This is a genomic window from Mycolicibacterium stellerae (genome assembly GCF_003719305.1).
Classification (GTDB): Bacteria; Actinomycetota; Actinomycetes; order Mycobacteriales; family Mycobacteriaceae; genus Mycobacterium; species Mycobacterium stellerae.
The window spans coordinates 58,949-80,886 of the sequence record NZ_RARC01000030.1 but is presented as its reverse complement, the minus strand read 5'-3'; the positions used below and the strand labels follow the sequence as shown (position 1 = coordinate 80,886).

The 21,938-nt window shown below is 65.9% G+C and carries 23 protein-coding genes, 1 tRNA gene and 1 other RNA gene; 12 read left to right on the top strand and 13 right to left on the bottom strand.

Features of this window, described 5'->3' with window-relative positions; translation table 11 throughout:
• Positions 1-163: 163 nt before the first annotated feature.
• Together D6M19_RS27220 and ffs are read right to left on the bottom strand one after the other, a co-directional pair.
• Complete coding sequence (locus D6M19_RS27220; protein WP_123028393.1) at positions 164-1,447, bottom strand: aspartate aminotransferase type Ic; 1,284 nt, start codon at positions 1,445-1,447, stop codon at positions 164-166.
• Positions 1,448-1,485: 38 nt separating this feature from the next.
• Positions 1,486-1,580, bottom strand: an RNA gene (ffs, locus tag D6M19_RS27215) — signal recognition particle sRNA small type.
• Between the two features lie 92 nt (positions 1,581-1,672).
• Here ffs and D6M19_RS27210 point away from each other — a divergent pair.
• The 4 genes from D6M19_RS27210 to D6M19_RS27195 all read left to right on the top strand — a co-directional run bounded on the left by D6M19_RS27210 (position 1,673) and on the right by D6M19_RS27195 (position 4,875).
• Positions 1,673-1,758 (top strand) — tRNA-Ser (locus D6M19_RS27210).
• A 74-nt stretch (positions 1,759-1,832) separates the two neighbouring features.
• On the top strand, positions 1,833-2,627 hold the full coding sequence (locus D6M19_RS27205; protein WP_123028392.1) for a lipid uptake coordinator LucA: 795 nt from the start codon (positions 1,833-1,835) through the stop codon (positions 2,625-2,627).
• 71 nt (positions 2,628-2,698) lie between these two features.
• Positions 2,699-3,712 carry a S1C family serine protease gene (locus tag D6M19_RS27200; RefSeq protein WP_123028391.1) on the top strand — a complete coding sequence of 338 codons (1,014 nt, stop codon included), beginning with the start codon at positions 2,699-2,701 and terminating at the stop codon, positions 3,710-3,712.
• An 89-nt stretch (positions 3,713-3,801) separates the two neighbouring features.
• Positions 3,802-4,875 (top strand): NAD(P)H-dependent amine dehydrogenase family protein, encoded by a 1,074-nt coding sequence (locus D6M19_RS27195; RefSeq protein WP_123028390.1) that lies wholly within the window; start codon positions 3,802-3,804, stop codon positions 4,873-4,875.
• A 6-nt stretch (positions 4,876-4,881) separates the two neighbouring features.
• Here the strand turns inward: D6M19_RS27195 and D6M19_RS27190 are convergent, their stop codons facing one another.
• The 3 genes from D6M19_RS27190 to D6M19_RS27180 all read right to left on the bottom strand — a co-directional run bounded on the left by D6M19_RS27190 (position 4,882) and on the right by D6M19_RS27180 (position 7,114).
• A complete protein-coding gene (locus tag D6M19_RS27190; RefSeq protein WP_164478713.1) occupies positions 4,882-5,169 on the bottom strand; it encodes a hypothetical protein in 288 nt (95 codons plus the stop codon).
• 178 nt (positions 5,170-5,347) lie between these two features.
• On the bottom strand, positions 5,348-6,643 hold the full coding sequence (gene lipL, locus D6M19_RS27185; protein WP_123028388.1) for an esterase/beta-lactamase LipL: 1,296 nt from the start codon (positions 6,641-6,643) through the stop codon (positions 5,348-5,350).
• A 51-nt stretch (positions 6,644-6,694) separates the two neighbouring features.
• Complete coding sequence (locus D6M19_RS27180; RefSeq protein ID WP_123028387.1) at positions 6,695-7,114, bottom strand: hypothetical protein; 420 nt, start codon at positions 7,112-7,114, stop codon at positions 6,695-6,697.
• A gap of 102 nt (positions 7,115-7,216) precedes the next feature.
• Between D6M19_RS27180 and D6M19_RS27175 the strand changes: the two genes are divergently transcribed.
• Positions 7,217-8,218, top strand: a complete 1,002-nt coding sequence (locus tag D6M19_RS27175; RefSeq protein ID WP_123028386.1) for an SMP-30/gluconolactonase/LRE family protein — start codon at positions 7,217-7,219, stop codon at positions 8,216-8,218.
• A 28-nt stretch (positions 8,219-8,246) separates the two neighbouring features.
• Here D6M19_RS27175 and D6M19_RS27170 read toward each other — a convergent pair whose 3' ends face one another.
• Positions 8,247-8,924, bottom strand: coding sequence for a hypothetical protein (locus tag D6M19_RS27170; protein ID WP_164478712.1), 678 nt, complete (start codon positions 8,922-8,924; stop codon positions 8,247-8,249).
• Between the two features lie 251 nt (positions 8,925-9,175).
• On the opposite strand from D6M19_RS27170, the gene D6M19_RS34965 reads away from it, so the two are divergent.
• The gene (locus D6M19_RS34965; RefSeq protein ID WP_234835069.1) at positions 9,176-9,334 is read left to right on the top strand and encodes a DUF6131 family protein; all 159 of its coding nucleotides are present in this window, start codon (positions 9,176-9,178) and stop codon (positions 9,332-9,334) included.
• A 362-nt stretch (positions 9,335-9,696) separates the two neighbouring features.
• On the opposite strand, the gene ligD is transcribed toward D6M19_RS34965, so the two are convergent.
• The 4 genes from ligD to D6M19_RS27150 form a co-directional block, all read right to left on the bottom strand.
• The gene (ligD, locus tag D6M19_RS27165; RefSeq protein WP_123028384.1) at positions 9,697-10,749 is read right to left on the bottom strand and encodes a non-homologous end-joining DNA ligase; all 1,053 of its coding nucleotides are present in this window, start codon (positions 10,747-10,749) and stop codon (positions 9,697-9,699) included.
• A gap of 1 nt (position 10,750) precedes the next feature.
• Positions 10,751-11,788 carry an ATP-dependent DNA ligase gene (locus D6M19_RS27160; RefSeq protein WP_164478711.1) on the bottom strand — a complete coding sequence of 346 codons (1,038 nt, stop codon included), beginning with the start codon at positions 11,786-11,788 and terminating at the stop codon, positions 10,751-10,753.
• Between the two features lie 97 nt (positions 11,789-11,885).
• A complete protein-coding gene (locus tag D6M19_RS27155; RefSeq protein ID WP_234835066.1) occupies positions 11,886-12,638 on the bottom strand; it encodes an SDR family NAD(P)-dependent oxidoreductase in 753 nt (250 codons plus the stop codon).
• 43 nt (positions 12,639-12,681) lie between these two features.
• A complete protein-coding gene (locus D6M19_RS27150) occupies positions 12,682-13,260 on the bottom strand; it encodes a TetR/AcrR family transcriptional regulator (protein ID WP_164478710.1) in 579 nt (192 codons plus the stop codon).
• A 109-nt stretch (positions 13,261-13,369) separates the two neighbouring features.
• Between D6M19_RS27150 and D6M19_RS27145 the strand changes: the two genes are divergently transcribed.
• Together D6M19_RS27145 and D6M19_RS27140 are read left to right on the top strand one after the other, a co-directional pair.
• Positions 13,370-14,434 (top strand): ATP-dependent DNA ligase, encoded by a 1,065-nt coding sequence (locus D6M19_RS27145; protein ID WP_123028381.1) that lies wholly within the window; start codon positions 13,370-13,372, stop codon positions 14,432-14,434.
• 151 nt (positions 14,435-14,585) lie between these two features.
• Positions 14,586-15,461 carry a potassium channel family protein gene (locus tag D6M19_RS27140; protein WP_234835065.1) on the top strand — a complete coding sequence of 292 codons (876 nt, stop codon included), beginning with the start codon at positions 14,586-14,588 and terminating at the stop codon, positions 15,459-15,461.
• Positions 15,462-15,472: 11 nt separating this feature from the next.
• Here the strand turns inward: D6M19_RS27140 and D6M19_RS27135 are convergent, their stop codons facing one another.
• On the bottom strand, positions 15,473-16,195 hold the full coding sequence (locus D6M19_RS27135) for a DUF899 family protein (protein ID WP_123028380.1): 723 nt from the start codon (positions 16,193-16,195) through the stop codon (positions 15,473-15,475).
• 76 nt (positions 16,196-16,271) lie between these two features.
• Here D6M19_RS27135 and D6M19_RS27130 point away from each other — a divergent pair, with 76 nt between their 5' ends.
• The gene (locus D6M19_RS27130; protein WP_123028379.1) at positions 16,272-16,925 is read left to right on the top strand and encodes an MBL fold metallo-hydrolase; all 654 of its coding nucleotides are present in this window, start codon (positions 16,272-16,274) and stop codon (positions 16,923-16,925) included.
• Here the strand turns inward: D6M19_RS27130 and D6M19_RS27125 are convergent.
• Entirely contained in the window at positions 16,916-17,920 is a 1,005-nt protein-coding gene (locus D6M19_RS27125; RefSeq protein WP_123028401.1) for a phosphotransferase enzyme family protein, read from the bottom strand. The two genes, D6M19_RS27130 and D6M19_RS27125, sit on opposite strands and share 10 nt — an antisense overlap.
• 73 nt (positions 17,921-17,993) lie before the next feature.
• On the opposite strand from D6M19_RS27125, the gene D6M19_RS27120 reads away from it, so the two are divergent.
• The 3 genes from D6M19_RS27120 to gluQRS are packed head-to-tail and all read left to right on the top strand — an operon-like array spanning position 17,994 to position 20,596.
• Positions 17,994-19,295, top strand: a complete 1,302-nt coding sequence (locus D6M19_RS27120) for an aspartate aminotransferase family protein (protein WP_123028378.1) — start codon at positions 17,994-17,996, stop codon at positions 19,293-19,295.
• A gap of 29 nt (positions 19,296-19,324) precedes the next feature.
• Entirely contained in the window at positions 19,325-19,693 is a 369-nt protein-coding gene (locus tag D6M19_RS27115) for a hypothetical protein (protein ID WP_123028377.1), read from the top strand.
• Between the two features lie 18 nt (positions 19,694-19,711).
• On the top strand, positions 19,712-20,596 hold the full coding sequence (gene gluQRS, locus D6M19_RS27110; RefSeq protein WP_123028376.1) for a tRNA glutamyl-Q(34) synthetase GluQRS: 885 nt from the start codon (positions 19,712-19,714) through the stop codon (positions 20,594-20,596).
• On the opposite strand, the gene D6M19_RS27105 is transcribed toward gluQRS, so the two are convergent.
• On the bottom strand, positions 20,589-21,911 hold the full coding sequence (locus D6M19_RS27105) for an acetyl-CoA hydrolase/transferase family protein (RefSeq protein WP_123028375.1): 1,323 nt from the start codon (positions 21,909-21,911) through the stop codon (positions 20,589-20,591). The genes gluQRS and D6M19_RS27105 overlap by 8 nt on opposite strands.
• Positions 21,912-21,938: the final 27 nt, after the last annotated feature.

Genomic DNA, 21,938 nt, shown 5'->3' with positions numbered 1-21,938 from the left:
CGGATCGACTGACCCCCACACACCTGATCAAAAAACTCTCGACGAACTGACTTCGAAAACCGATATCCCTTCGGCACGACAACCTCCTCAAAATCAATGGATGTTGTCTTGACCGTATGAATCTGCCCGGCGAATTCCGTCGCCAGATTCACAAACCGCGGTCTCAGCCCTTGAGCAGCGACTCGGTCGCGGCCAGCAGCGCGCAGGTGGCGAGGCCGTCAATGGCCTCCCTCAGGTCGGGCAGCGCCGGAAATGTCGGCGCGACCCTGATGTTCTTGTCCTCCGGGTCTTTTCGATACGGGAACGAAGCACCGGCCTCGGTGACGGCGATGCCCGCGTCCTTCGCAAGCGAGACGGTGCGGCGGGCGGTGCCGGGCCACACGTCGAGGTTCACGAAGTAGCCGCCCTTCGGGTCTGTCCACGATGCGATCTTGGACTCGCCGAGGCGGTCATCGAGGATTTCGCCGACAACCGCGAACTTCGGCGCGAGCAACTGCTGATGGCGTTGCATCTGCAGCCGGACCCCGTCGGCGTCCTTGAAGAACCTCAGATGGCGAAGCTGGTTGACCTTGTCGGGGCCGATCGATTTCTTTCCCGCGTGCTGCAGATACCAGGCGATGTTGGCAAGCGATCCACCGAAGAAGCTGACACCCGCCCCCGCGAACGTGATCTTGGAGGTGGAGGCGAACACCAGCGGCCGGTTCTGGTTTCCCGCCGCAGCGGCCAGCCCAAGCACATCGATCTGCTGCACCGAGTCGTGGGTGAGGGTGTGCACCGCGTATGCGTTATCCCAGAACAGCCGGAAATCTGGTGCAGCCGTGCGCATTTGCACCAACCGTCGCACCTTTTCCCACGCGAACGTGACGCCGGTCGGGTTGGAGAACACCGGCACGCACCACATTCCCTTGATGGCCGGGTCGGCGGCGACGAGCTCCTCGATCAGGTCGACATCGGGACCGTCCTCGAACATCGGCACGTTGATCATCTCGACGCCGAGGCTCTCGGTGATGGCGAAGTGCCTGTCGTAGCCGGGTACCGGGCAGAGGAACTTGACGACCGGCTCGTCGCGCCACGGACGCGGTGAATCCACCCCGCCGTGCAAGAGAGAGAACACCACCACGTCGTGCATCAGCTCGAGGCTGGCGTTGTTACCCGCGATCAGGTTCTGCACCGGGATGCCGAGCAGCTCGCCGAAGATGGCGCGCAGTTCGGGCAGGCCGTGCAGCCCGCCATAGTTGCGGGTGTCGGTGCCGTCCCCGTCGCGGTAGGAATCCTTGCCGGATCCCGGTAGCGCCAGCAGCGCGTTGGACAGGTCCAGCTGTGCCGGCGAAGGCTTGCCGCGGGTCAGGTCGAGTTTGAGCTGCTTGGCCTGCAGGTCGGCGTAATTGGCCTTCTGCAACTCATGCTGGGCCTGCAATTCCTCGCGGCCGAGCGAATGAAACGACACGATGCGTCCTGGTTGTCGGAGGAAAGTTGTCGGAGGAAATAAGGGGACCCCGCGCACCCGACAGAGCCCATTGACCCTTGCTGCCTTCCGGCCCTGGGGGAGTTCACAGGATAGACGCCGCGCGGGGTCCACGGCGAGTGTAATACGCGGTCGCCGGCAGGCAGGAGCGGCAGGTACAGGTCTCACCGGACGGCGCTATTAGGCAGGTCGGCTACCATGGCCCGCGGAGGATTCGCCTAGTGGCCTATGGCGCTCGCCTGGAACGCGGGTTGGGTTAATAGCCCTCAGGGGTTCAAATCCCCTATCCTCCGCACTCGGTCCGAGGGGCGACCAGTGGGCAGTGATGAGCTGGTCGCTCCTTGGCCCAGAAATCTAAAGGAGGAGTATGGGCCGCAAAGTTGCGGTGGCCTGGCACGCGTCGTTCTCGATCGTGGCCGGCGTCTTGTACTTCTTTTTCGTTCTGCCTCGCTGGCCGGAGCTGATGGGCACCACCAGCCACACCCTGGGTACGGTGCTGCGCATCGTCACGGGCGCGGTGATCGGCCTTGCGGCGCTGCCGGTGGTGTTCACGCTTCTTCGCACCCGCAGGCCTGAGCTGGGCACCCCGCAGCTGGCGCTGAGCCTGCGGACATCGTCCATCGGGCTGCACGTGCTGGCGGGTGTACTGATCATCGGCGCCGCGATCAGCGAGATCTGGCTGAGCCTGGACAGCGCCGGTCGCTGGCTCTTCGGTATCTACGGCGCCGCCGCGGCGATCGCGCTGCTCGGCATCTTCGCGTTCTACCTGGCGTTCGTGGCCGAACTGCCGCCGCCGCCGCCCAAACCGCTCAAGCCGAAAGCGGCAAAGAAGGGCCGTCGCGGGCGCCGCAAGGCCGCAGAAGACACGGATGCCGCCAGCGAGGAAGCCGGCGTCGACGAAGACAAGGCCGCCGACGACGACGCGCCCGATTCGGAGGCGCCTGCCGAGCCCGAAGAACGGGAAGCCGAGGAGCCGGCCGAGGTCACCGCGGAGAAGTCCGGGGATGACGACGCCGTCGCCTCCGACACCGAAACCGAGGACACCGACGCCACCGTCGGCTCCGAGTCGACCAACGGCGGTCTGCGCAACCGGCGCGCAGGGGGCAAGATCAGCGTGCGAAAGCGCAGGAGGTCGCGCGGCGGCGTCGCCGTCGACGATTAGCCTCACGTCGACAGGGGAACCAGTCGTTGCCACGATGTAATGAGAAACCGTTCCCAGCCGAAAGTCTCCATATGCCCCGCCTGCACCTGTATCGCCTGCTGATCGCGCTGGCTGCCGTGATGGCACTGGTCGCGCCGGTCCGCCCGGCGATCGCTTCTGCGGCGCCTTTGGACACTGCGATCTCGGCCGTGGAACCGGCCGTCGTCCAGATCGACACCACGATCGACTACCAGCACGCCATCGGTGCGGGCACCGGCTTCCTGCTCAACCCCAACGGCGAGGTTCTGACGAACTTCCACGTGGTGCAGGGCGCCGACACCGTCACCGCCCACAACGTCGGCACTGGCCAATCGTTCGGGGCCGACCTCATCGGCTACGACCGCACCCACGACATCGCACTTCTGCAGCTGCGCGGGGCCTCCGGCCTTCCGGTCGCGCCAATGGGCAACTCCGCTACGGTCGTCGTCGGGGAGCCCGCGGTGGCCATCGGCAACGCGAACCCCGGCAGCCCGCCGACGCGCGAGGCGGGCACGATCACCCAGCTGGACCGGACGATCGAGGCCAAGGACGCGCTGACGGGCAGTTCTGACGAGCTGACCGGCTTGATCGAGGTGGCAGCCAACGTCCGCGCTGGCGACTCCGGTGGCCCCCTCGTCAACGCCGCAGGCCAGGTCATCGGCATGACCACGGCCGCCACCGTGAACTACCGGTTCGCGCCGGGCGGCAAGGGCTTCGCGATCCCCATCAACCAGGCGCTGGCCATTGCCGACCAGATCCGTGCGCGTGCGCCGTCGGACACCGTGCACATCGGGCCGCCCACGCTGCTGGGTGTCGGCGTCGCCGCAGGCGACCAGGAGGCGGGAGTGCCCGGCGTCATCATCCGCGAGGCGTTGCAGGGCGGTCCGGCCCAGGCCGCCGGTCTCTTCGCCGGTGACGTGTTGACCACGATCGACGGCGAACCGCTGGATTCGGCGACGGCGCTGACGCAGATTCTCGATCGGCACTACCCCGGCGATGTCGTCGATCTGACCTGGATCGACCGCAGCGGTCAGCAGCGCACTGGCAAGGCCACGCTGGCCTCCTGACCGCTGCAGTCATTGTTGCTGACCGCAACCGTCAATTTTGTGGCCGAAAGCCAGGGTTGCAACCGTGTCGCTTTCCCTATGCTGAGCGAGTGCCAAACACCACCCCATACCGGGTCGTCCAGTGGACGACAGGAAATGTCGGAAAGAGCTCGGTAGAAGCGATCGCGAAGAACCCGACCTACGAACTCATCGGCTGCTACGCCTGGTCGAAGGACAAGGTCGGTGTCGATGTCGGCGAGCTGGTCGGGATCGAACCGCTCGGCGTCAAGGCCACCAACGACGTCGACGCTCTGCTGGCGCTCAAACCCGACTGTGTCATCTACAACCCGATGTGGATCGACGTCGACGAGCTCGTGCGAATCCTGTCAGCGGGAGTCAACGTGGTGACCTCCGCGTCGTTCATCACCGGCGGCAACCTCGGTGACGGCCGCGACCGGATCGAGGAGGCCGCCATGCTGGGCGGCTCGACGATGTTCGGCTCCGGGGTCAGCCCCGGCTTCGCCGACCTGCTGGCGATCGTCGCAGCGACGGCCTGTGACCGGGTGGACAAGGTCATCATCGCCGAAACCGCCGACACCACCCTCTATGACTCGCCAGACACCGAGCGGCCCGCCGGTTTCGGCACCGCGATCGACGACCCCGATCTCGGGCCGATGGCCGCCCACGGCACGGCGGTGTTCGAAGAAGCGGTCCGACTCGTCGCCGACTCGCTCGGCGTCGAGCTCGACGAGGTGGTGTGTGAATCCGAGTACGCGCAGACCACCGAGGACTTGGAGATGGCCTCATGGACCATCAAGGCCGGCCACGTGGCGGGTGTGTTCGCCAGCTGGCAGGGCCGGGTCGGCGGCAGGACAGTCGTCGACCTCAACGTTCGGTGGCGCAAGGGCCAAACGCTTGATCCGGACTGGAAACTCGACGGCGACGGCTGGAAGATCACCATCGAGGGCCGACCGACGGTCAACATGCAGATCAGTTTCCTGCCGCCGCAGGACATGATCGAGAACGCCAAGACGCTCGAAGACTTCTTCGTGCTGGGTCACATCATGACGGCAATGCCACCGATCCATTCGATCCCCGCCGTCGTCGCCGCAGCGCCAGGCATCGCGACCTACAACGATCTGCCGTTACCCCAGGCCCGCGGCGTCGTCCCGACCCTCGGCTGAAAGGCGCTAGATGCAGGCGCCGCCCTGCACGTAACCGAACGGTCCCTCGACGCCGATGCAGGCGTCGATCGGATCCCATTGCCTGGGACCGTTCTCGCGCCACCACCAGTCGTCGTCATGCCCGTGCCCGTGCCCGTGGCCACGGTCCGGGCCGTTCTCCGATATGTACTGCGGCCCTGCGATAGCGGGCGCGGCAGGCGCCGCACTCGCGATACCTGCGCTCAGACCGACGGCGGCCAGGACCGTTCCGGTCGAGACGAACATTGCAGCTGTTACGGCTTTCAGATCGATCACGCTAAATCCCCTCCGGCAACTTTTCCTACGGTGCACGGCGCCGAACCACTTGGCGCGCCCCGTCGGCCAAAGAGGTTGGAAATTCACATCTTCCGGCGTCAGTGGCCCACTATAACGCCCGACCCGAACGCTCGCTCGACCGCCCTGCGAGCCCGTCCGCGGCTGAGTTTGCTCCTGCTTAGCGCCTGCCTGCTACTCGCTTCTTCGGTGCGTCGCTGTGCGCATCGGTATCGCGGAATGTCGCACCGTAGCGAGGCACCGTCATGGCGCCTGCGCTGCGGGCGGCGGTGATGGCACTGCGCATCGGGCGAGCGATCCCGGCGAACGACCCCATGTCGAACACCATCGCCGTCAGCAACCTGTTGTGTACGAATGCGAATGCGCTGCCGGATGCCGGATCAGCCCAGCCGAGGGTGCCGCCGAGGCCGATGTGGCCGAATCCCTTCAGCAGACCGGGAATCGGCGATTCGTGGTAGCCGAGGTGGAACGGCATCGGCACAAGCATGTTCAGGTCGGGCCGCACCTTCGGCTTGCCGATCATGCCGCCTGTCATCTCCGGCGAAAGGAACTGCTCGCCGTCGATCGCCCCGCCGTTGGCGATCGCCGCGTACATCTTGGCGAGGCCACGGCCGGTGACGACGCCGTTGGCTGCAGGTACCTCCCCGTCGAGGAACGGAATATCGCCCTGCACAAGGGATCTGATGCCGGGAAAGTACATCGCGCCGAGCGCGCCCGAGAACGGTAGACCCGCCACACGTGGTGCGACGAAGTCGAACACCGGATTGGGCCGCGCGTTCTGAGGAATCAAGATCTTCGCGACCTTCGTCGGGGAACCGACAGGCGGGCGGCCGAGGTGCAGGCCGTCGGTGTTGAGTGGACGGGCCACCTCGTCACGGATCAGATCGCGCATGCCCATCCCGGTGACGGCTCGGCACACGCCCGACACCAGCCACCCGAATGTCAGCGCGTGGTACGCCGGCCATCCCCGCAGGTGGTCGGCCGACGCCGCGGCCAGTCGTTCTTCCATCAGGTGGTGGTCCAGCAGGTCCTCCTTGGTCACCCCCTTCAGGTGCGAGAGGCCCGACCGGTGCCGCAGCACGTCGCGAACGGTGATGTCGGACTTGCCGTTGGCGCCGAACTCGGGCCAATACTCGGCGACCGGGGTGTCGTAGTCCAGCAGGCCACGGTCGACGAGCCGGTGGACCACGGTGGCGGCCACCCCCTTTGTCGCCGAGAACACCATCGCACCGGTGTTGGCCGTCCACGGAACCGTGCCGTCCCGGTCGGACCACCCCATCCAGACGTCGACGACCGGCTTGCCGTCGATGTAGACGACGAGGGCTCCACCGCCGAAGCGGCGACCGGGAAACAGCCCGGCGAAAATGCGGATGACGTTGGCGAACCGCGGGTCGGCCGCCCCCTGGACGCTGCGTGGCAGACCCTGTTCGGCGCGAAGCAGCGACACCGACGCCATAGAGCCAACAATGCGTCGCGACATGGCGACGCACGGTGCGAATCGCGATATTCAGCCGACGATCTTTGTGACCGCGGCTTGCAAGCGCGCTCCGGGCGGACCCTCGAGCGGGACGTCCTGCAGTACCCGCGCCTGGTCTCCCTGGACGGTGAAGTCGCCGATCTGGGGCCGATGCCCGCCGGTGACCTGATAGGTGACCGTGATCTCGTTGTCCGGCAACGGATGGAGGCCAACGTATTTCGGCTCGACGCGGTATTTGTACACGCACCCGTTCGGCCCGGTGCAGTTCTGGTCCGTGACGACGACACCGATCCGAAACTCGGCCGGGGTGGGGACGGATGGCTCCGCGCGCGGTATCGGCGCGGGGGGTGACGGCGTCCTGTTCGGTGCGAACATCAGGACGGACAGGCCGATCCCCGTGGCCGCCACCGCGAAGATGGCCAGCGCAGCAACAAATCGGCGGGGGGTCATGGGGACTCCATCCGCTCAGATTGCACCACGATCAGGCTCTTTAGGAAATGAAGTAGTCCAATACTTACGTGGTGAGACAAATTTCCCGTCATTGTTAACTGCATGCACGAGCAGCTGGCCGGCTACATCGCGGGGCCGGTAAACGCTGAGGATCTCGCCATGGCTCCCGGCGGCGAATGGGTGTTGACGTCGGGAATGACAGGGCCGACCGCACCGCTGGGCCGGCTGTACGCGGTGAGCGTCGCAGACGGGGCGTGCAACGAGATCTTCCCTTACCGCGCAACCTCTGCGCTCGACACGCAAAGGTTCCTCGATCAGCCCGCCCTCAATCCGTTGAAGTTCAGGCCGCACGGCATCGACGTGAAACTCCTGCCCGACGGCCGTACCGAGCTTTACGCCGTGAACCACGGCGGCCACGAGTCGGTCGAGGTGTTCGAAATCGACCTCGACGCACCGCGGCCATCGTTGAAATGGATTGGCGCCGTCCGACTCCCGGGCAATACCGCCGGTAACGACGTCGCCGCGGTCGATGACGGGTTCGTCGTCAGCACCACCGGAGATCCGGAAGGCCGCAGAGAGGTGAGCGTCGAGCAGGCGATAGCGGGGGCGGACACGGGCGGGGTTCTGGAGTGGTCGCCTGGCCGTGGCTGGGTGACGCTGCCCGGCACACAGATCAACACGGCCAACGGGGTGGCCGTCTCGGCCGACGGGCAGTGTCTGTACATCGGCGGCTGGAATTCACGCTGCCTCAAAAAGGTTCGGCGCGGCGGCGCCAGTGCCGACCCGAGCACGGTGAATGTCAGCATTATGGTCGACAACCTCACCTGGTCGGCGTCCGGGCGGCTTCTCGCCGCGGGCACGTACGGGACGAGCATGCAGGAGTTCCTCGACGGCCACTTCGGCCAGAACCCACGTCTCGGCATCCCGTCGCGGGTCATCGCCGTGGACCCCGAGACGCTGGCAACCGAAGAGCTCATCGACTACGGCCCAGACACATTCGGCGCGGCGACGACCGCGCTTCAGGTCGGTCGCGAGATCTGGGTCGGTACAGCGCGCGACCAAGGACTGGCCCGGTTCCGGTTCCCCTCGACCACTCGATGCTGATGCGCGTCCCTCGGTCGCGGCGCCGACGTCACTTGGAGATGGCGTCTCCCCATACCGCACCCGAGAGGCCGAGGGTGATGTCGTTCACCTCACACCAGCCGTTGTCGGGACCATCACTTACGATCGGGCACGGCCCGTTCAAGGTCACCTTGTCGTTCTTCTTCAGGTCCTTGCCCGTGTCACCTTGATCCGGCTTTTCGAAGAGACGGACGTCCTCGAGCACGTAGAACTCCGCCCCGGCGGCAGCCTGGTCCGAACACGACATCTGACCGTCGGGCACCGTGAAACTGATCTGCGGATTCGAGCCCTGAATCCAGCCTGTGCCGCCGCCGCTGGTCGTGATGAACCCGATGTAGTGCTGGCTACCGTTGTGCCCGTCGAAGTCGATGGGCCCGTTGTAGTCGATGTCGAACTTCGCCCCGTTCCCCGGTAGGGATCCGCTGGCTGAGCCTTTCCGCTTGTCGAACTCGGTGAAGGGCCCGTCCTGATGGCTGAAGAGGACCGCGTCCCCTGCGACGCTCTTTCCGCCCGGCGCAACAGTCGGCACGAGCATCATGCCGTCAGTGCGTTGGATGGCGATGGTGTTGTTCGTGAACGTGCAGTTGGTCGCCGCCTGCGCGGGGACCGCGGCAGCGAGCGAGCCGACGGTGCCGGCCACAGCAGCCACGGCAAATATACTGGCCGATTTCCTCATCGTGCTCTTCATGGCAATCTCCTATTGACCGCTGCATACCAAGCAGACCAACCGTGGCGGCGGGCCGCTGACAATGCCTCTGGCGTGAAATGCTATGCCTGCGCGATCGACGCAAATATCAGGTGTTTCCCTATGATTTGGCGCAGTCCTCACAGGCAATTTACAGGAAACGTTCAGGTGCGACGGCGTCCCGTCGGTTTGAACTGCCGGTCGGTGAGGTACTCCCGGGTCGAATATTGACGCGACGGAAGGACCAACAACTCGTGATCGTTCTCGGTGTGATTCTCATTTTGGTGGGTTATCTACTGCCCGTACCCGCCATCATCGCGACCATCGGATGGATTCTGCTCGTCATCGGCGTTGTGCTGCTGATCCTCGGACAGGTCGGGCGGCCTGTCGGCGGCCGAAAAGTCTGGTTCTGACCCGCGGGCCCTGGTGAACGGTCCGCGGCGGGCTACCAATCGTCGCGGCCGTTCCTCGCCCGTAATCGGGCTGTGCTCACGCTCGAAGGCGTCATAGGCATCGGCGATACAGTCGACGGTCGCGTCCGGATGCTCTCGGGCAATGGCGTCGATAGCACCAAAGGTCTGGTCGCCCAGCCCGTTCCAGCGGGACGGCCGCAGGCCGTGCAGAATGGCAGAATTCAGCGCATCCTGAAACACATCGCGCAGATCTTCCGCTTCACCCAACATATCTCAACGCTACGCAACCGAACACCGGCAGCCCGATGCTGCAGCAAACATTTAACCCAAACGTCAAGCAGGGACCGGCCTTGTCAGGGCGCTCAGGCGTCCTTGACCGGGTTCCCGTCCTCGTCCCAGTTCGCGGCGACCTTCTTGCTGGGCTGCACACGCGGCGGTTCGCCCGGCATTTTCGGGTAGCTCGGCGGGTAGGGCAGGTCCCCGAGGCCCTGCTCCTCGTCGGCTTTGACCATCTCCAGCAGCGGCAGCAGCGACTGCGCGTTCGAATCGATGTCGGCCCATGGGTCGTCGCGGCCTGCCAGGAAGTCGGGGACGGTTTCAATGGTGTAGTCATCGGGGTCGGCGTCGGCCAACTCGGCCCACGTCAGTGGTGTCGACACCGTGGCGATCGGGGTCTTGCGCGCCGAGTACGCCGACGCGAAGGTGCGATCGCGCGCGTTTTGGTTGTAGTCGATGAACAACCGTTCGCCGCGCTCCTCCTTCCACCACGACGTGGTGACGGCATCCGGTGCGCGCCTTTCGATCTCGCGGGCCAGCGCGATGCCTGCCCGGCGGACCTCGATGAAATCCCACTCCGTGGCAATCCGAAGGAAGACGTGCACGCCCCGGCCACCGGAGGTCTTCGGGTAGCCGACCATGCCGAGTTCGTCGAGCAGCGGCTTGAGGACGTCGACGGCGATGGTCCGCGCCTCGACGAACCCGGTGCCAGGCTGCGGGTCCAAGTCGATGCGAAGCTCGTCGGGATGCTCAGTGTCCGGGCAGCGCACCTGCCACGGGTGCAGGGTGACGGTGCCCATCTGGGCGGCCCAGGCGATCGCCGACGGATGGGTAATCTTCAGCGCGTCGGCCGTGCGGCCCGACGGAAAGGTGATCAGACAGGTCTCCAGGTAGTCGGGATGCTTTTGCGGCACCCGTTTCTGGTAGATCTCCTCGCCGTCGATGCCGTCGGGGAACCGCTGCAGGTGAACCGGCCTGTCGCGCAGCAGATTCACCATCCGGTCGGCAACCGACAGATAGTAGTCGAACAGGGCACCCTTGGTTCCCTTCGAACCCAGCTTCGGGAAGAACGGCTTGTCCCGATTGGTGAATCGGACCTTGACGCCGTCGACGTCGATCTCCTCTGCCTTGCTTGCCATTTCAGGACTCCAGTACGTCGTAGAGGTCGTAGTTGACCGGCACATCGAGCTGGTCGAAGGTGCAGCTTTTCGGTTCGCGATCGGGTCGCCAGCGACGAAATTTGACCGCGTGCCGGAATCGCCGGCCCTCCATCTGGTCATAGGCGACCTCGCACACCTTCTCCGGCCGCACGGGGATCCAGCGCTTGTCGGCAGCCGAGTTCCAGCGGCTCGGTTCACCGTCGACCGGCTCGTCGCCCTCGCGCAGCGGTTCGAGGTCGGCCAGCAGCTTCAACCGGTCCTGCGTGGTGAATGACGCTGCGCCGCCGATCATCTGGAGTTCGCCGTCGTCGCGGTAGAGGCCCAGCAGGATCGAGCCGACGCCCTCACCGCTCTTGTGGACGCGGTAGCCGATGGCCACACAGTCCGCGTCGCGAGCGTGTTTGATCTTCACCATTTCGCGCTTGCCCGGAACGTACGGCCCGTCGAGGCGCTTGGCGATCACGCCGTCGAGGCCCGCACCCTCGAATGTGGTGAGCCACTGCTCCCCCAGCTCGGGATCCTCGGTGGTGCGGGTGACGTGACACCACCGCTTTTCGTTCACCGCCGCCAACAGCTCCCCACGACGGACCCGGAACGACTCCTTCAGAAGCGAGCCGTCGCCGGTGGCCAGCGCGTCGAACCCGATGAAGTGCGCGGGGGTCTCCTCGGAAAGCATCTTGATGCGGCTGGCCGCCGGATGGATGCGCTGGCTGAGCGATTCCCAGTCCAGCCGGATGCGACCACCGATCTCGCGGGGGACGACGACCTCGCCGTCGAGCACGCAGCGCGGGGCCACCTCGACACGTAGCGCCTCGAGCAGCTCCGGGAAGTACCGGCCGAGGTCCTTGCCGTTGCGCGACTGCAGGACGACGTCGTCGCCGTCGCGGAACATCAGCGCTCGGAAGCCGTCCCACTTCGGCTCGTATGACCACACTCCAGCCTCATCGGGCACCTTGGCCTGGGCCTTGGCCAACATCGGTTCGGTCGGTGGCTGCACGGGGAGGTCCACGGTGTCCATCCTGGTTCATCGGTCAATGCCGGCCAGCTCAGTGCCGACGTTGGAATGGACTACCCATCGCGACGAAACTCATCACCGAGAGCGGCGTCGGGCGATCTCACACCGCGGTGCGGCCACCGTCGACCGACAGTGCGGCGCCGTGCACGAAGCTGGCCGCGGCGCTGGCCAGGAATGCGACGGCCGAGGCGATCTCGGCGGGGTCGGCAACGCGGCCTGCAGGCGCCTGCGCGGCCAGAGCGCCGAGCGCTTCGCCCAGTTCGGCCGAGCCAGGGGTGCGCGTTGGCCCGACGGTGACCGCGTTGACCCGAACGCCATGCGGTCCGTATTCGGCGGCCCAACTCTTGGTCAGAAACAGCAGCGCAGCCTTGCTTGCGCCGTACACCGACATCCCGGGCAACGCGAACTGGCCCGCCATGCTGGCCACATTGACGATCGCCCCGCGGCCTGCTTCGGCCATCGCAGGCGCCAGTGCACCGACCAGGTAGTAGGGCGCGGTGAGGTTGGTCGCGATGGCCGCGTCGAATCCGTCCTCGGGCATATCCGCTGTGGGAGCGACGATTCCGACAGCGGCGTTGTTCACCAGGATGTCAATGTGTCGACCCGCGGCCTGTTGAGCCCGAGCGGCGAGATCCTTGGCGGCAGCAGCGCCTCCACCGAGGTCGGCGCGGACGAAATCGGCGCGCCCGCCAGCTCCGCGCAGGTCGCCGACGACCCGCTCACCCCGCGCCGTGTCGCGTCCACATACCAGCACGTGCGCTCCGCGCCGGGCCAGCGTCGTTGCGATTGCGGTGCCGATACCGCTCGTCGAACCCGTCACCAATGCCGTCGATCCGGCCATGTCCAAACTCATGCACCGAACGGTAGACAGAAATTTTTGGAACTACCAATCCAATTTAGTTAGATACCAACGTATTTGATCCACTCTGATGTTGCGACTGCAGGCAGCCGAGCAGGGCGTCTAGAGCGGTTTGCAGAGGCTGGGTGTCACGGTTGAGCTGAGTGAGCACGAGACCACCGATGGCGGTCGCCAGTGTCATGGTCGCGAGGGCGTCAGGATCAGCGTCGGGCGCGATGTCATGGTTTGCGTGCATCGTCCGGTAGCCGGCCCGGATGCCGTCCTCGCACCGACGAAATATCCGTGCGATCTGGGTGAGCGTGTCGCCGTCCAGATCCCTCAAACCGGTGCCGAGCGTGGCAATAGGACAACCGCCTTCGTACTGCGACTCACGTTGCCCCTCGATGAGGCGTTGCCCCCAGGACCGCACGGCGTCCGCTGAATCGAACCCACCCAACATCGACTCACCGCCGAGCGACAGGGAGTCCTGATAGTCGACGACCGCGGACAACAAGGCTTGCTTGTCGGCAAAGTAGTGGTAGATCTGCGAGCTGCTCACTTTCGCCTCGCCACGAACGTCGTCGAGGGTCACGCGGGTAAGGCCGTGACAGCGGATCAGACGATCGGCGGCTTCCACGATTCGCTGCCGGGTGTGCCGGCCCTTCGAGGTGAGTAATCCGGGCATAGGTACATCGTACGTGACCGCCCGCCTACCGCTTCCGCGGAGCGAGCGAGAATGGGTGGCGATGAAACTGCCCGTCATGCCGCCGGTGTCGCCGATGCTGTCGAAATCGGTGTCATCGATCCCGCCCGACGCCTCCTATGAGCCGAAGTGGGATGGCTTCCGGTCGATCTGTTTCCGCGACGGCGACGAGGTCGAGTTGGGTAGCCGCAACGAGCGCCCGATGACCCGCTACTTCCCCGAACTCGTGGCGGCGGCGCTGGCTGAGCTGCCAGATCGGTGCGTGATCGACGGCGAGATCATCATCGCCGCCGACGGCGGCCTGGACTTCGAGGCGCTTCAGCTGCGGCTGCATCCGGCCGCGTCGCGGGTGCGGATGCTCGCCGAACAGACGGCCGCCTCGTTCATCGCGTTCGATCTGCTTGCCCTCGGCGATGACGACTACACGCAGCGGCCGTTCAGCGAGCGCCGCGCGGCCCTGGTCGACGCGCTGGCAGGCGCAGGCCCGTCGATCCATGTCACCCCCGCCACCACGGACATGGCCACCGCACAGCGCTGGTTCTCCGAGTTCGAGGGCGCAGGCCTCGACGGCATTGTCGCCAAACCGCTGACGATCCCCTACCTTCCTGACAAGCGCATCATGTTCAAGATCAAACATCAGCGCACGGCCGACTGCGTCGTCGCCGGCTACCGGCTACACAAGTCCGGTGCGGACGCCGTCGGCTCGCTGATGCTCGGGCTCTACCGCGACGACGGCGCGCTCGCGTCGGTCGGCGTGATCGGCGCGTTTCCGATGGCCAAGCGGCGGCAACTATTCACCGACCTGCAGCCGCTGGTCACCACCTTCGACGAGCATCCGTGGAACTGGGCCGCCCATATCTCCGGCGACCGCACGCCGAGCAGAAACGCAGGCTCCCGCTGGAACGCCGGCAAGGACCTATCGTTCATCCCGTTGCGGCCCGAGCGGGTCGTCGAGGTCCGATACGACCATATGGAAGGCGAAAGATTCCGCCACACAGCACAATTCAACCGCTGGCGGCCCGACCGCGACCCGCGCTCGTGCACGTACACACAGCTGGAGCAGCCGGTGACGTTCGCCATCGGCGACATCGTCGCGGGCCTCGGATAGGCGATTGGGCGATCCGAGGGCTGGTCGATGTTTTAGGCATGCGCGTGATCAGGCGAGACAGTCGTGCGCCTTCGACGCCTTCGGGCGATCACAAGCGCGATGATGGACACAACGCCGGTAGCCACTGGCGGCCGGTCGACCAAGGAGACACGTGACGCACTGGGTTGTCGCCGTGATGGGTGTCCTGCTCATTGTGGTAGTGGTGCGCGACGTGTTCCACACGCTCTTCCATCCCATCGGCCACGGCAGCATCGCCCCTCAGGTGATGAAATTCGTATGGTGGCTATTGCGACTATTCCCCGCAGATCGTCGAATCGCATCGTTGACTGGTCCACTGGGGATCGCGCTGGTCGTATTGACCTGGGGGGCCCTGGCTGTCGTCGGCTGGTCGCTGTTGTACCTGGCACAGATGCCGGACGGTTTCGCCTTCGGTTCCGAACTGGATCCTGCGGACCGCAATGCCGTGTTCGATTCGCTGTACGTGTCGCTGGTGACGATAGGCACACTCGGATTCGGTGACATCGTCCCAATTTCACCGTTGCTGCGCGTCATGGTCCCTCTCGAGGCGCTGTTCGGGTTTATGCTGCTGACCGCGGCGGTGTCGTGGGTGCTCCAGATTTATCCCGCGCTTCATCGCAGACGCGTGCTTGCACTGCAACTGTCGACGCTACGGGCGGCGCGTCGGGTGAACCCCGACCTAGGGATCGACAGCGTTCCCATTGACGTCCTAACTGGACTGGCTGCCGCTGTCGTTGAAGCCCGAAACGACTTCACCCAGTACGGAGCCACGTACTACTTCCGCGATCTCGAAGCCGACGCTTCGCTGGCGTTCTCATTGGACTACGCCGCCCAGCTCGCTGCTGAGGCCATCGCAAGTGCAGACCCGCAGACCCGAGTCACAGGCGCGATGATCATCGCCGCAGTCGACAGTCTGGCCGAGCTACTCAACCAAGAGTTCCTGCAATTCGATGGAGATACGGAGGCCATCATCAGGGCGTACGCCGCGGACCACCGACACGCCGACTGAACAGTCGATACTCAGCCGACCAAGTCGTCGGAGCGCCCCGCAGCCAGCCGCGACCACTGGGCGGTGGGACGCCCGTCGGTGCGGAACTGCTCGCCTCTGGTCGCGTAGGGCTGCGGCCAGCCCTGCGGCGATTCCTCCCAGGTCTCCTGCCGCCCGTAGATGGTCAGGTCGAGCAGGTGGTAACTGTTGCCGCCCGCCTCCGTACCGCGACCTGTGCTCCAGTACGTCTGGAAGACTCGATCTCCGTCGCGCAGATAGCTTGCGTAGCCGCCGAATCCGTCGCCCTGCAACAGCTGCTCGCGCGCATCGCGGGCCGAGTACCACGGCATCGTCCAGCCCATGAAATCCCTGTATCGCGCGCTCTCCTCGTACCGTCCCTCGCAGAATGTCGCATACGTGACGTCGCGGCTGTGCAGATAGGACAACTCGAGCGCGTGTCCGGTGAAGAACGTGCAGCCTTCGCACTGGTCCTCCGCTGGCTTGCCGTCGTGCCACATATGGAAATACACGAGCAGTTGACGGCGTCCCTCGAATGCGTCGACGAGGCGCACCTTGCCGTGCGCTCCGACGAGGGGCGCCGCGGCATCCACCTCGACCATCGGCAGTGCGCGTCGCGCCGCCGCTATCCGGTCGCCTTCCCTGGTGTGCGCCTTCTCCCGCTCCAGCAACCGGTCGAGTTCTTCCTGCCAGGCCGTCCGGTCGACGATCTTCGGCAATGGATAGGAATTGTTCATGTCGTTTAGACCTGCCACAGCGCGGTTTGTCATCGCCGCTTGACCTCAACAATTGTTCAGGTTGCACGGTGGTCACATGAAAAAAGTTCTCAGTGACCTTTGGCAGACCCGCACCGACTCGCCGTTTCCCGGGCTTACCACCCACGCGTTTCTGTGGACCGCCCGCAACACGCTGTTCTATTCCACCGCAACCGATGCCGACTTCGCCGAACTCGAAAGCCTCGGCGGCATCTCCGACCAGTACCTGTCGCACCGCGACGAGGCAGGCCCGATGCTGGCGAAGATCGCCGACCACTTCGCCTCGTCACTGCACGCGCCCGTCGCCGAGCTGCTCGAGATCGGCCAGCACGCGCACGTCGACGTGCCGGTCGGCAGCCGTCATGTCGACGTCAACGGAATCGAGGTCATTCCCACCCCCGGCCACTCGCCCGGCAGCACCTGCTATCTGGTGAACGGTGCCGAGGGCAGCTACCTGTTCACCGGCGACACCATCGTTCTCGGCGATTCCGGGGCCTGGTGGGCTGGCTACATCCCCGGCATCGGCGACGCCGACGCGTTGGCCAACAGCCTTCAACTACTGCGCACGCTTTCACCCGATGTGGTGATCTCCAGCGCATTCCAGGGCGCCTCGGCCGTGCACCGCATCCAGTCGGGGCGCTGGAAATACCACGTCGACGAGGCTCTGGAGGGCCTGACGGCCGCGGTCGCCGATGAGAAGCGCTACGTGTAGATGGCGCTTCGCAACCAGTGCCGGTCGGCAAGGTAGCGCTCGGCAAGGCGCGCCGTTCCTTCGGCGAAGCCGTCGGCGAATGCGATGGCACTGTCGGCGTGCGCGTGCGACGCCACCCATGCCGTCAGCTGCAGGCGTCGCAGGATCACGAACGACGGGATCATGTCGAGGTGTTCGGCGGGCAACTCGCGTCGTTCGCGGTATCCCGCCAGCCAGCCGGCGATCATCGCCTCGGCTTCCGGGGTGTCTTCGATGAACGACACCACGGCGCCGAGATCGGCGAGATGCCACGACCAGCCACAGTCGTCGAAATCGATGACGGTGATGGGGCCTGCCTCCACCTCCGGATCGATCATCAGGTTCGCCATCCGAAGGTCGGCGTGTATCAGGCCGAAACGATCAGGTGCACAACCGAACTCGGCCAGCATGCGGTTCAGCTCGGTCGCGACCCGTTCGATCACCGCCTCGTCGGCGGTCGTCAACCCCGGTGCGTGCCGCCAGTTACCCCATCGGCCCTGCGGCCCGATCATGCTGTCGGCGTCCCATGAGAAGCGGGTGAAGTAGTCCGGCGCCCGCCAACCCTGAACATGGTCGTGCATGGTCGCGGTGATGCGGCCGAGCTGGTCGAAGCCGACGACGTCCGGCCGTTCCTCGGCTGTACATCCCGATATGAAGGTCACCGCGTCGACGTTGAGCGGATGGCCGTTGCGAACTGTCGTCACCACCTCGCTGCCGTCCTCGGCGGCAACGAGCTGTGGTGTGACGACATCGGTCTGTTCGCGCAGCGCCGCCATCCAGGCGAGCTCCGACCGGATCGCCTGCAGTGAGTGGTAGTCGGCGCGGTGTACCCGCAGCACGATCGGTTCGGCGTCGTCCACCAGGTAGGTGGCGTTCTCGGACAGGCTGAGCAGTCGCAGGGGCGCGTCGGGGTCGCGACCGTAGGACGGCAGGGCAGCACGCGCATACAGGTCGTGATCGGGTGGAAGTCCTGACACTCCCACAGTCTGAAGCACGCCATGTCATGCAGCAGACTGGCCTCATCCACCCGCGATACCGGAGGCACTGGTCGTGAGCTTCTCCAACATCATGGACTCCAACAGCTATCGGTCAGGCGGCCCGGCTGACCCGCTGATCGCCAGCCGTGAGCGGGTCCTCGGGCCCGCTTACCGGCTGTTCTACGACCAGCCGGTGCACGTGGTGCGCGGGGAGGGCAGCCACCTGTTCGACGCCGACGGGGTCCGCTACCTGGACGCCTACAACAACGTGGCCAGCGTCGGGCACTGTCACCCGCACGTGGTCGAAGCGGTGTCTCGACAGATGGCGACGCTGAACACGCATACCCGCTACCTTCACCGCGGCATCGTCGAGTACTCACAGCGACTGCTGGCGACCATGCCGGCCGAAGTGGATCAGGTGATGTACGCATGCACCGGATCGGAAGTCAACGACCTGGCGCTTCGAGTCGCCGAAATGCGCACCGGCGCAACCGGTATCGTCATCACCCGCGACGCGTACCACGGCAACACGGCGTCGACGACGGCGATCTCGCCCTCACTTGGCGGCGCGACAAAAGTGGGTGCCAACGTGCGCCTCGTCGACCCGCCCGACACGTACCGCGTGCCAGCCGACGAGCTCGCGGCACGCTTCACCGCCGACGTGGCGCAAGCGGCCGACGATCTGATCGCGGCGGGCCACGGCGTGGGCTGCCTGATCGTCGACACCATCTTCTCGTCGGACGGCATCTACGCCGACACCTCGGTGCTGAGCGCCGCCGTTGACGAGGTGCGCGGCCGCGGCGGGGTGTTCATCGCCGACGAGGTGCAGCCAGGGTTCGCCCGCACAGGTGCGTCGATGTGGGGATTCGACCGGCACGGCCTGGTTCCCGACATCGTGACGACGGGCAAGCCGATGGGCAACGGCATTCCGATCGCGGCGATGGCGGCTCGGGCCGACGTGCTCGAACCGTTCGCCCGCGGGGTGCCCTACTTCAACACCTTCGGCGGGAACCCGGTGTCGATCGCCGCGGCGTCGGCGGTGCTCGACGTCATCGAGCAGGAGAACCTGATGGCCAACGCGGCCACGGTCGGTGAGGCGCTGCGGGCCGGGCTGGCGAGCATCGACGATCCGCGGATCGGCGACGTTCGCGGGGCAGGCCTCTACGTCGGCGTCGAGGTGGTCACCGATGCGGAAAACGGGAATCCCGACCGCGCGGAGGCCCGCCGAATCGTCAACGCGCTCCGGGAAGAGCGGGTGCTGATCTCCGTGTGCGGCCACGACGGCAACGTGCTGAAAATTCGTCCGCCACTGGTCCTCTCGCCCTCGGACGTCGATTGGTTTTACAGCGCCTTCACAGCCGCACTCGGGGTTTAGCCGCGATCATGTCCGGGCACGCCTCCGATATGTCTGTGACACCATTTCAGGATCTGCCGCTCGCCGACCGTGACCGCGAATGGGACGGCGACGCGGCCGAGAAACGGGTCCGCAAATGGGCCGACGCCGAAGACGAACCGAACCAGAAGTACCGCGACGCCCACGTCTGGTACGACAGCGACAAAAAGGACAACTTCACCGCCTACAAGCTGCTGATCGCCGACGTGGTCAACGGCAAGCTGGCGGTCGTTCCGCGCGGCGTGATGGCGGCCGGAGCGATCATGGACGGCGCGCGTGGCGGCATCGACATACCGAAGGCCGACGTCGATCGGGTCGAGAGCCACCTGGCGAAGTACTACAAGAAGATGGGCGACGCGGCGCCGTGGGAGCGTGACTGAATCGGCTAGATTGCGGGCGTGACCCCAACCGGCGCGGGCCGGTTCGCCCCAAGCCCGTCGGCCGACCTGCACATCGGCAACCTGCGAACGGCCGTGCTGGCGTGGCTGTTCGCGCGTTCGACGGGCCGGCGCTTCCTGATGCGGGTCGACGACCTCGACGACCGCACCCACTCCGACATCGCGGCGCGTCAACTCGACGACCTTGCGGCGATCGGCCTCACATGGGACGGGCCGGCCGAGTGGCAGACGCACCATCCGCAGCGCTACGACCATGCTGTCGACGCGCTGGCCGAGCGCGGCCTGCTCTACGAATGCTATTGCAGCAGAAAAGATGTCCAGCAGGCGCCGCGTGCCCCGCACGCCCCGCAGGGCGCCTATCCGGGAACCTGTCGTGACCTGACCGACGCCGAGCGCGAGGAGCGGCGCGAAGCCGCGGGCCGGCCGCCCGCGTTGCGACTGCGCACCGACGTCACCACCCACACCGTCCACGACCTTCTGCATGGTGAATACACCGGCGTGGTCGACGATTTCGTGGTCCGCAGGGGTGACGGGGTGGCCGCATACAACCTCGCGGTCGTCGTCGACGACGCGGCACAGTTCGTCGACCAGGTGGTGCGCGGCGACGATCTGCTGGCGTCCTCCCCACGCCAGGCCTACCTCGCGAACCTGCTCGGCCATCCGGAGCCGACGTACGCACACGTTGCGCTGGTGCTCAACGAGGACGGTGCACGGCTCGCCAAGCGCGACGGCGCGGTGACATTGGCGCAGATCGGGATGCCGCGCGTGCTGGAGCAGATCGCCGCATCGCTGCGCTTCGGCGCGACGACGCTTGCCGGGATGCTCGAGGAGTTCGACCCTGCCGGACTGCCCCGCGACCCATGGATCTATTCGCCTGCTACGTGACCGGCGAGCGGCCCTTCGACGCACGCTCGGCGGCGGCCAGCAGGTCGTCGCGGAACTGCGGATGTGCGATCGCCGCGAGCGCCTCGCCGCGCTCCCGAACGGTCCTGCCCTCCAGTTCGGCTGCGCCGTGCTCGGTGACGATCACGTCGACGTGGTGCCGTGGCGTCGTGATGACGGCGCCCGCGTCGAACCACGGCACGATCCGCGACCGAAGGACCCCGTCCTTCTCGAACGTCGACGGCAGGCAGATCAACGACCGGTCCGTTAGTTCCAGCCCGGCACCGGCGACGAAGTCCTCGGCCCCGCCGATGCCGCTGAACTGGCCGCCGGAGATCGTGTCGGCCACCACCTGACCGTGGACGTCGATGGCCAGCGCACCGTTGATGGTGACCATCTGGTGGTTGGCGGCGATCACCTCCGGTGCGTTGACGATCTCGACCGGTAGAAACACCACGTCGGAGTTGCCGTCCAACCACTCGTAGAGCTCCGAGGAGCCGAACGCGAACGTCGTCACGCTGACACCGTCGTACTGGCCTTTGCCTGCGTTGGTGACCTTGCCTGCGCGATGCAGCTTCATGCAGCCGTCGGTGAACATCTCGCTGTGCAGCCCGTAGTCACCGCCGTCGCCCTCGGCCAGCACCGTGGCGATCTGGTTGGGGATCGAGCCGATGCCGGTCTGCAGCGTCGCGCCGGACGGGATGTAGTCGACGGAGTGCCTGGCGATGGCCTTGTCGACGTCCGTGGGCGGTGCCTCGCCGCCCGGCAGAGCAAGGGGTGCCTCCGTCGAGCGGACAAGCACGTCGATCTCGTCGACGTGCAGCGCGTGGCGGTGCTCTTCGCCGAGCCCGAAGGTCCGCGGGTAGGCCTCGGAGACCTCGACGACCAGCAGCCGATCCGGGTCGGCGCCGGCGCGGTGCAATTCGCCGATCGTGCCGCCGGCGTGCAGCGACAGGGAGCACCAACCGTCGGCGTCGGGCGGCGTGGCCACCGTCGTCATCACCCGCGGGGACTGGGCCGCCAGCAATGGGCCGAAGCGGCGGAAGTCCGCGGGGGTGAACTCGATGTCGACGCCAGAGTCCCGCAATGCCCGCTCGAGCGGGCCGTAGAAGCCGGACAGGTATCCGACGCCGCGACGCGAGAACAGTTCGGTGCCGACGGCCAGCAGCGCGCCGTAGACGCGAAGGTCCGTCCAGTCCTCGCGCACGCCAAGCGCGCGCAGGAACGCTGGTGGCTGGCCGGGCCCGAGAGGCATTCCCAGCGTGTCCTGTGGGTTGAGCCGCGCGGCGGCCTGCTCGGCAGTCAGTTCCTGTGGCATTGCGCGCCGATCCTATATACCGCGTGA

Excerpts from the sequence above, each read along its gene's own strand:
- D6M19_RS27130 (WP_123028379.1), top strand. The coding sequence starts at position 16,272 with ATGAAAAAAGTTCTCAGTGACCTTTGGCAGACCCGCACCGACTCGCCG.
- D6M19_RS27105 (WP_123028375.1), bottom strand. The coding sequence starts at position 21,911 with ATGCCACAGGAACTGACTGCCGAGCAGGCCGCCGCGCGGCTCAACCCA.
- D6M19_RS27200 (WP_123028391.1), top strand. The coding sequence starts at position 2,699 with ATGCCCCGCCTGCACCTGTATCGCCTGCTGATCGCGCTGGCTGCCGTG.
- ligD (WP_123028384.1), bottom strand. The coding sequence starts at position 10,749 with ATGGCAAGCAAGGCAGAGGAGATCGACGTCGACGGCGTCAAGGTCCGA.
- D6M19_RS27175 (WP_123028386.1), top strand. The coding sequence starts at position 7,217 with ATGCACGAGCAGCTGGCCGGCTACATCGCGGGGCCGGTAAACGCTGAG.
- D6M19_RS27180 (WP_123028387.1), bottom strand. The coding sequence starts at position 7,114 with ATGACCCCCCGCCGATTTGTTGCTGCGCTGGCCATCTTCGCGGTGGCG.
- D6M19_RS27115 (WP_123028377.1), top strand. The coding sequence starts at position 19,325 with ATGTCTGTGACACCATTTCAGGATCTGCCGCTCGCCGACCGTGACCGC.
- lipL (WP_123028388.1), bottom strand. The coding sequence starts at position 6,643 with ATGGCGTCGGTGTCGCTGCTTCGCGCCGAACAGGGTCTGCCACGCAGC.
- D6M19_RS27145 (WP_123028381.1), top strand. The coding sequence starts at position 13,370 with ATGAAACTGCCCGTCATGCCGCCGGTGTCGCCGATGCTGTCGAAATCG.
- D6M19_RS27135 (WP_123028380.1), bottom strand. The coding sequence starts at position 16,195 with ATGAACAATTCCTATCCATTGCCGAAGATCGTCGACCGGACGGCCTGG.
- D6M19_RS27160 (WP_164478711.1), bottom strand. The coding sequence starts at position 11,788 with ATGGACACCGTGGACCTCCCCGTGCAGCCACCGACCGAACCGATGTTG.
- D6M19_RS27205 (WP_123028392.1), top strand. The coding sequence starts at position 1,833 with ATGGGCCGCAAAGTTGCGGTGGCCTGGCACGCGTCGTTCTCGATCGTG.
- D6M19_RS27170 (WP_164478712.1), bottom strand. The coding sequence starts at position 8,924 with ATGAAGAGCACGATGAGGAAATCGGCCAGTATATTTGCCGTGGCTGCT.
- D6M19_RS27155 (WP_234835066.1), bottom strand. The coding sequence starts at position 12,638 with ATGAGTTTGGACATGGCCGGATCGACGGCATTGGTGACGGGTTCGACG.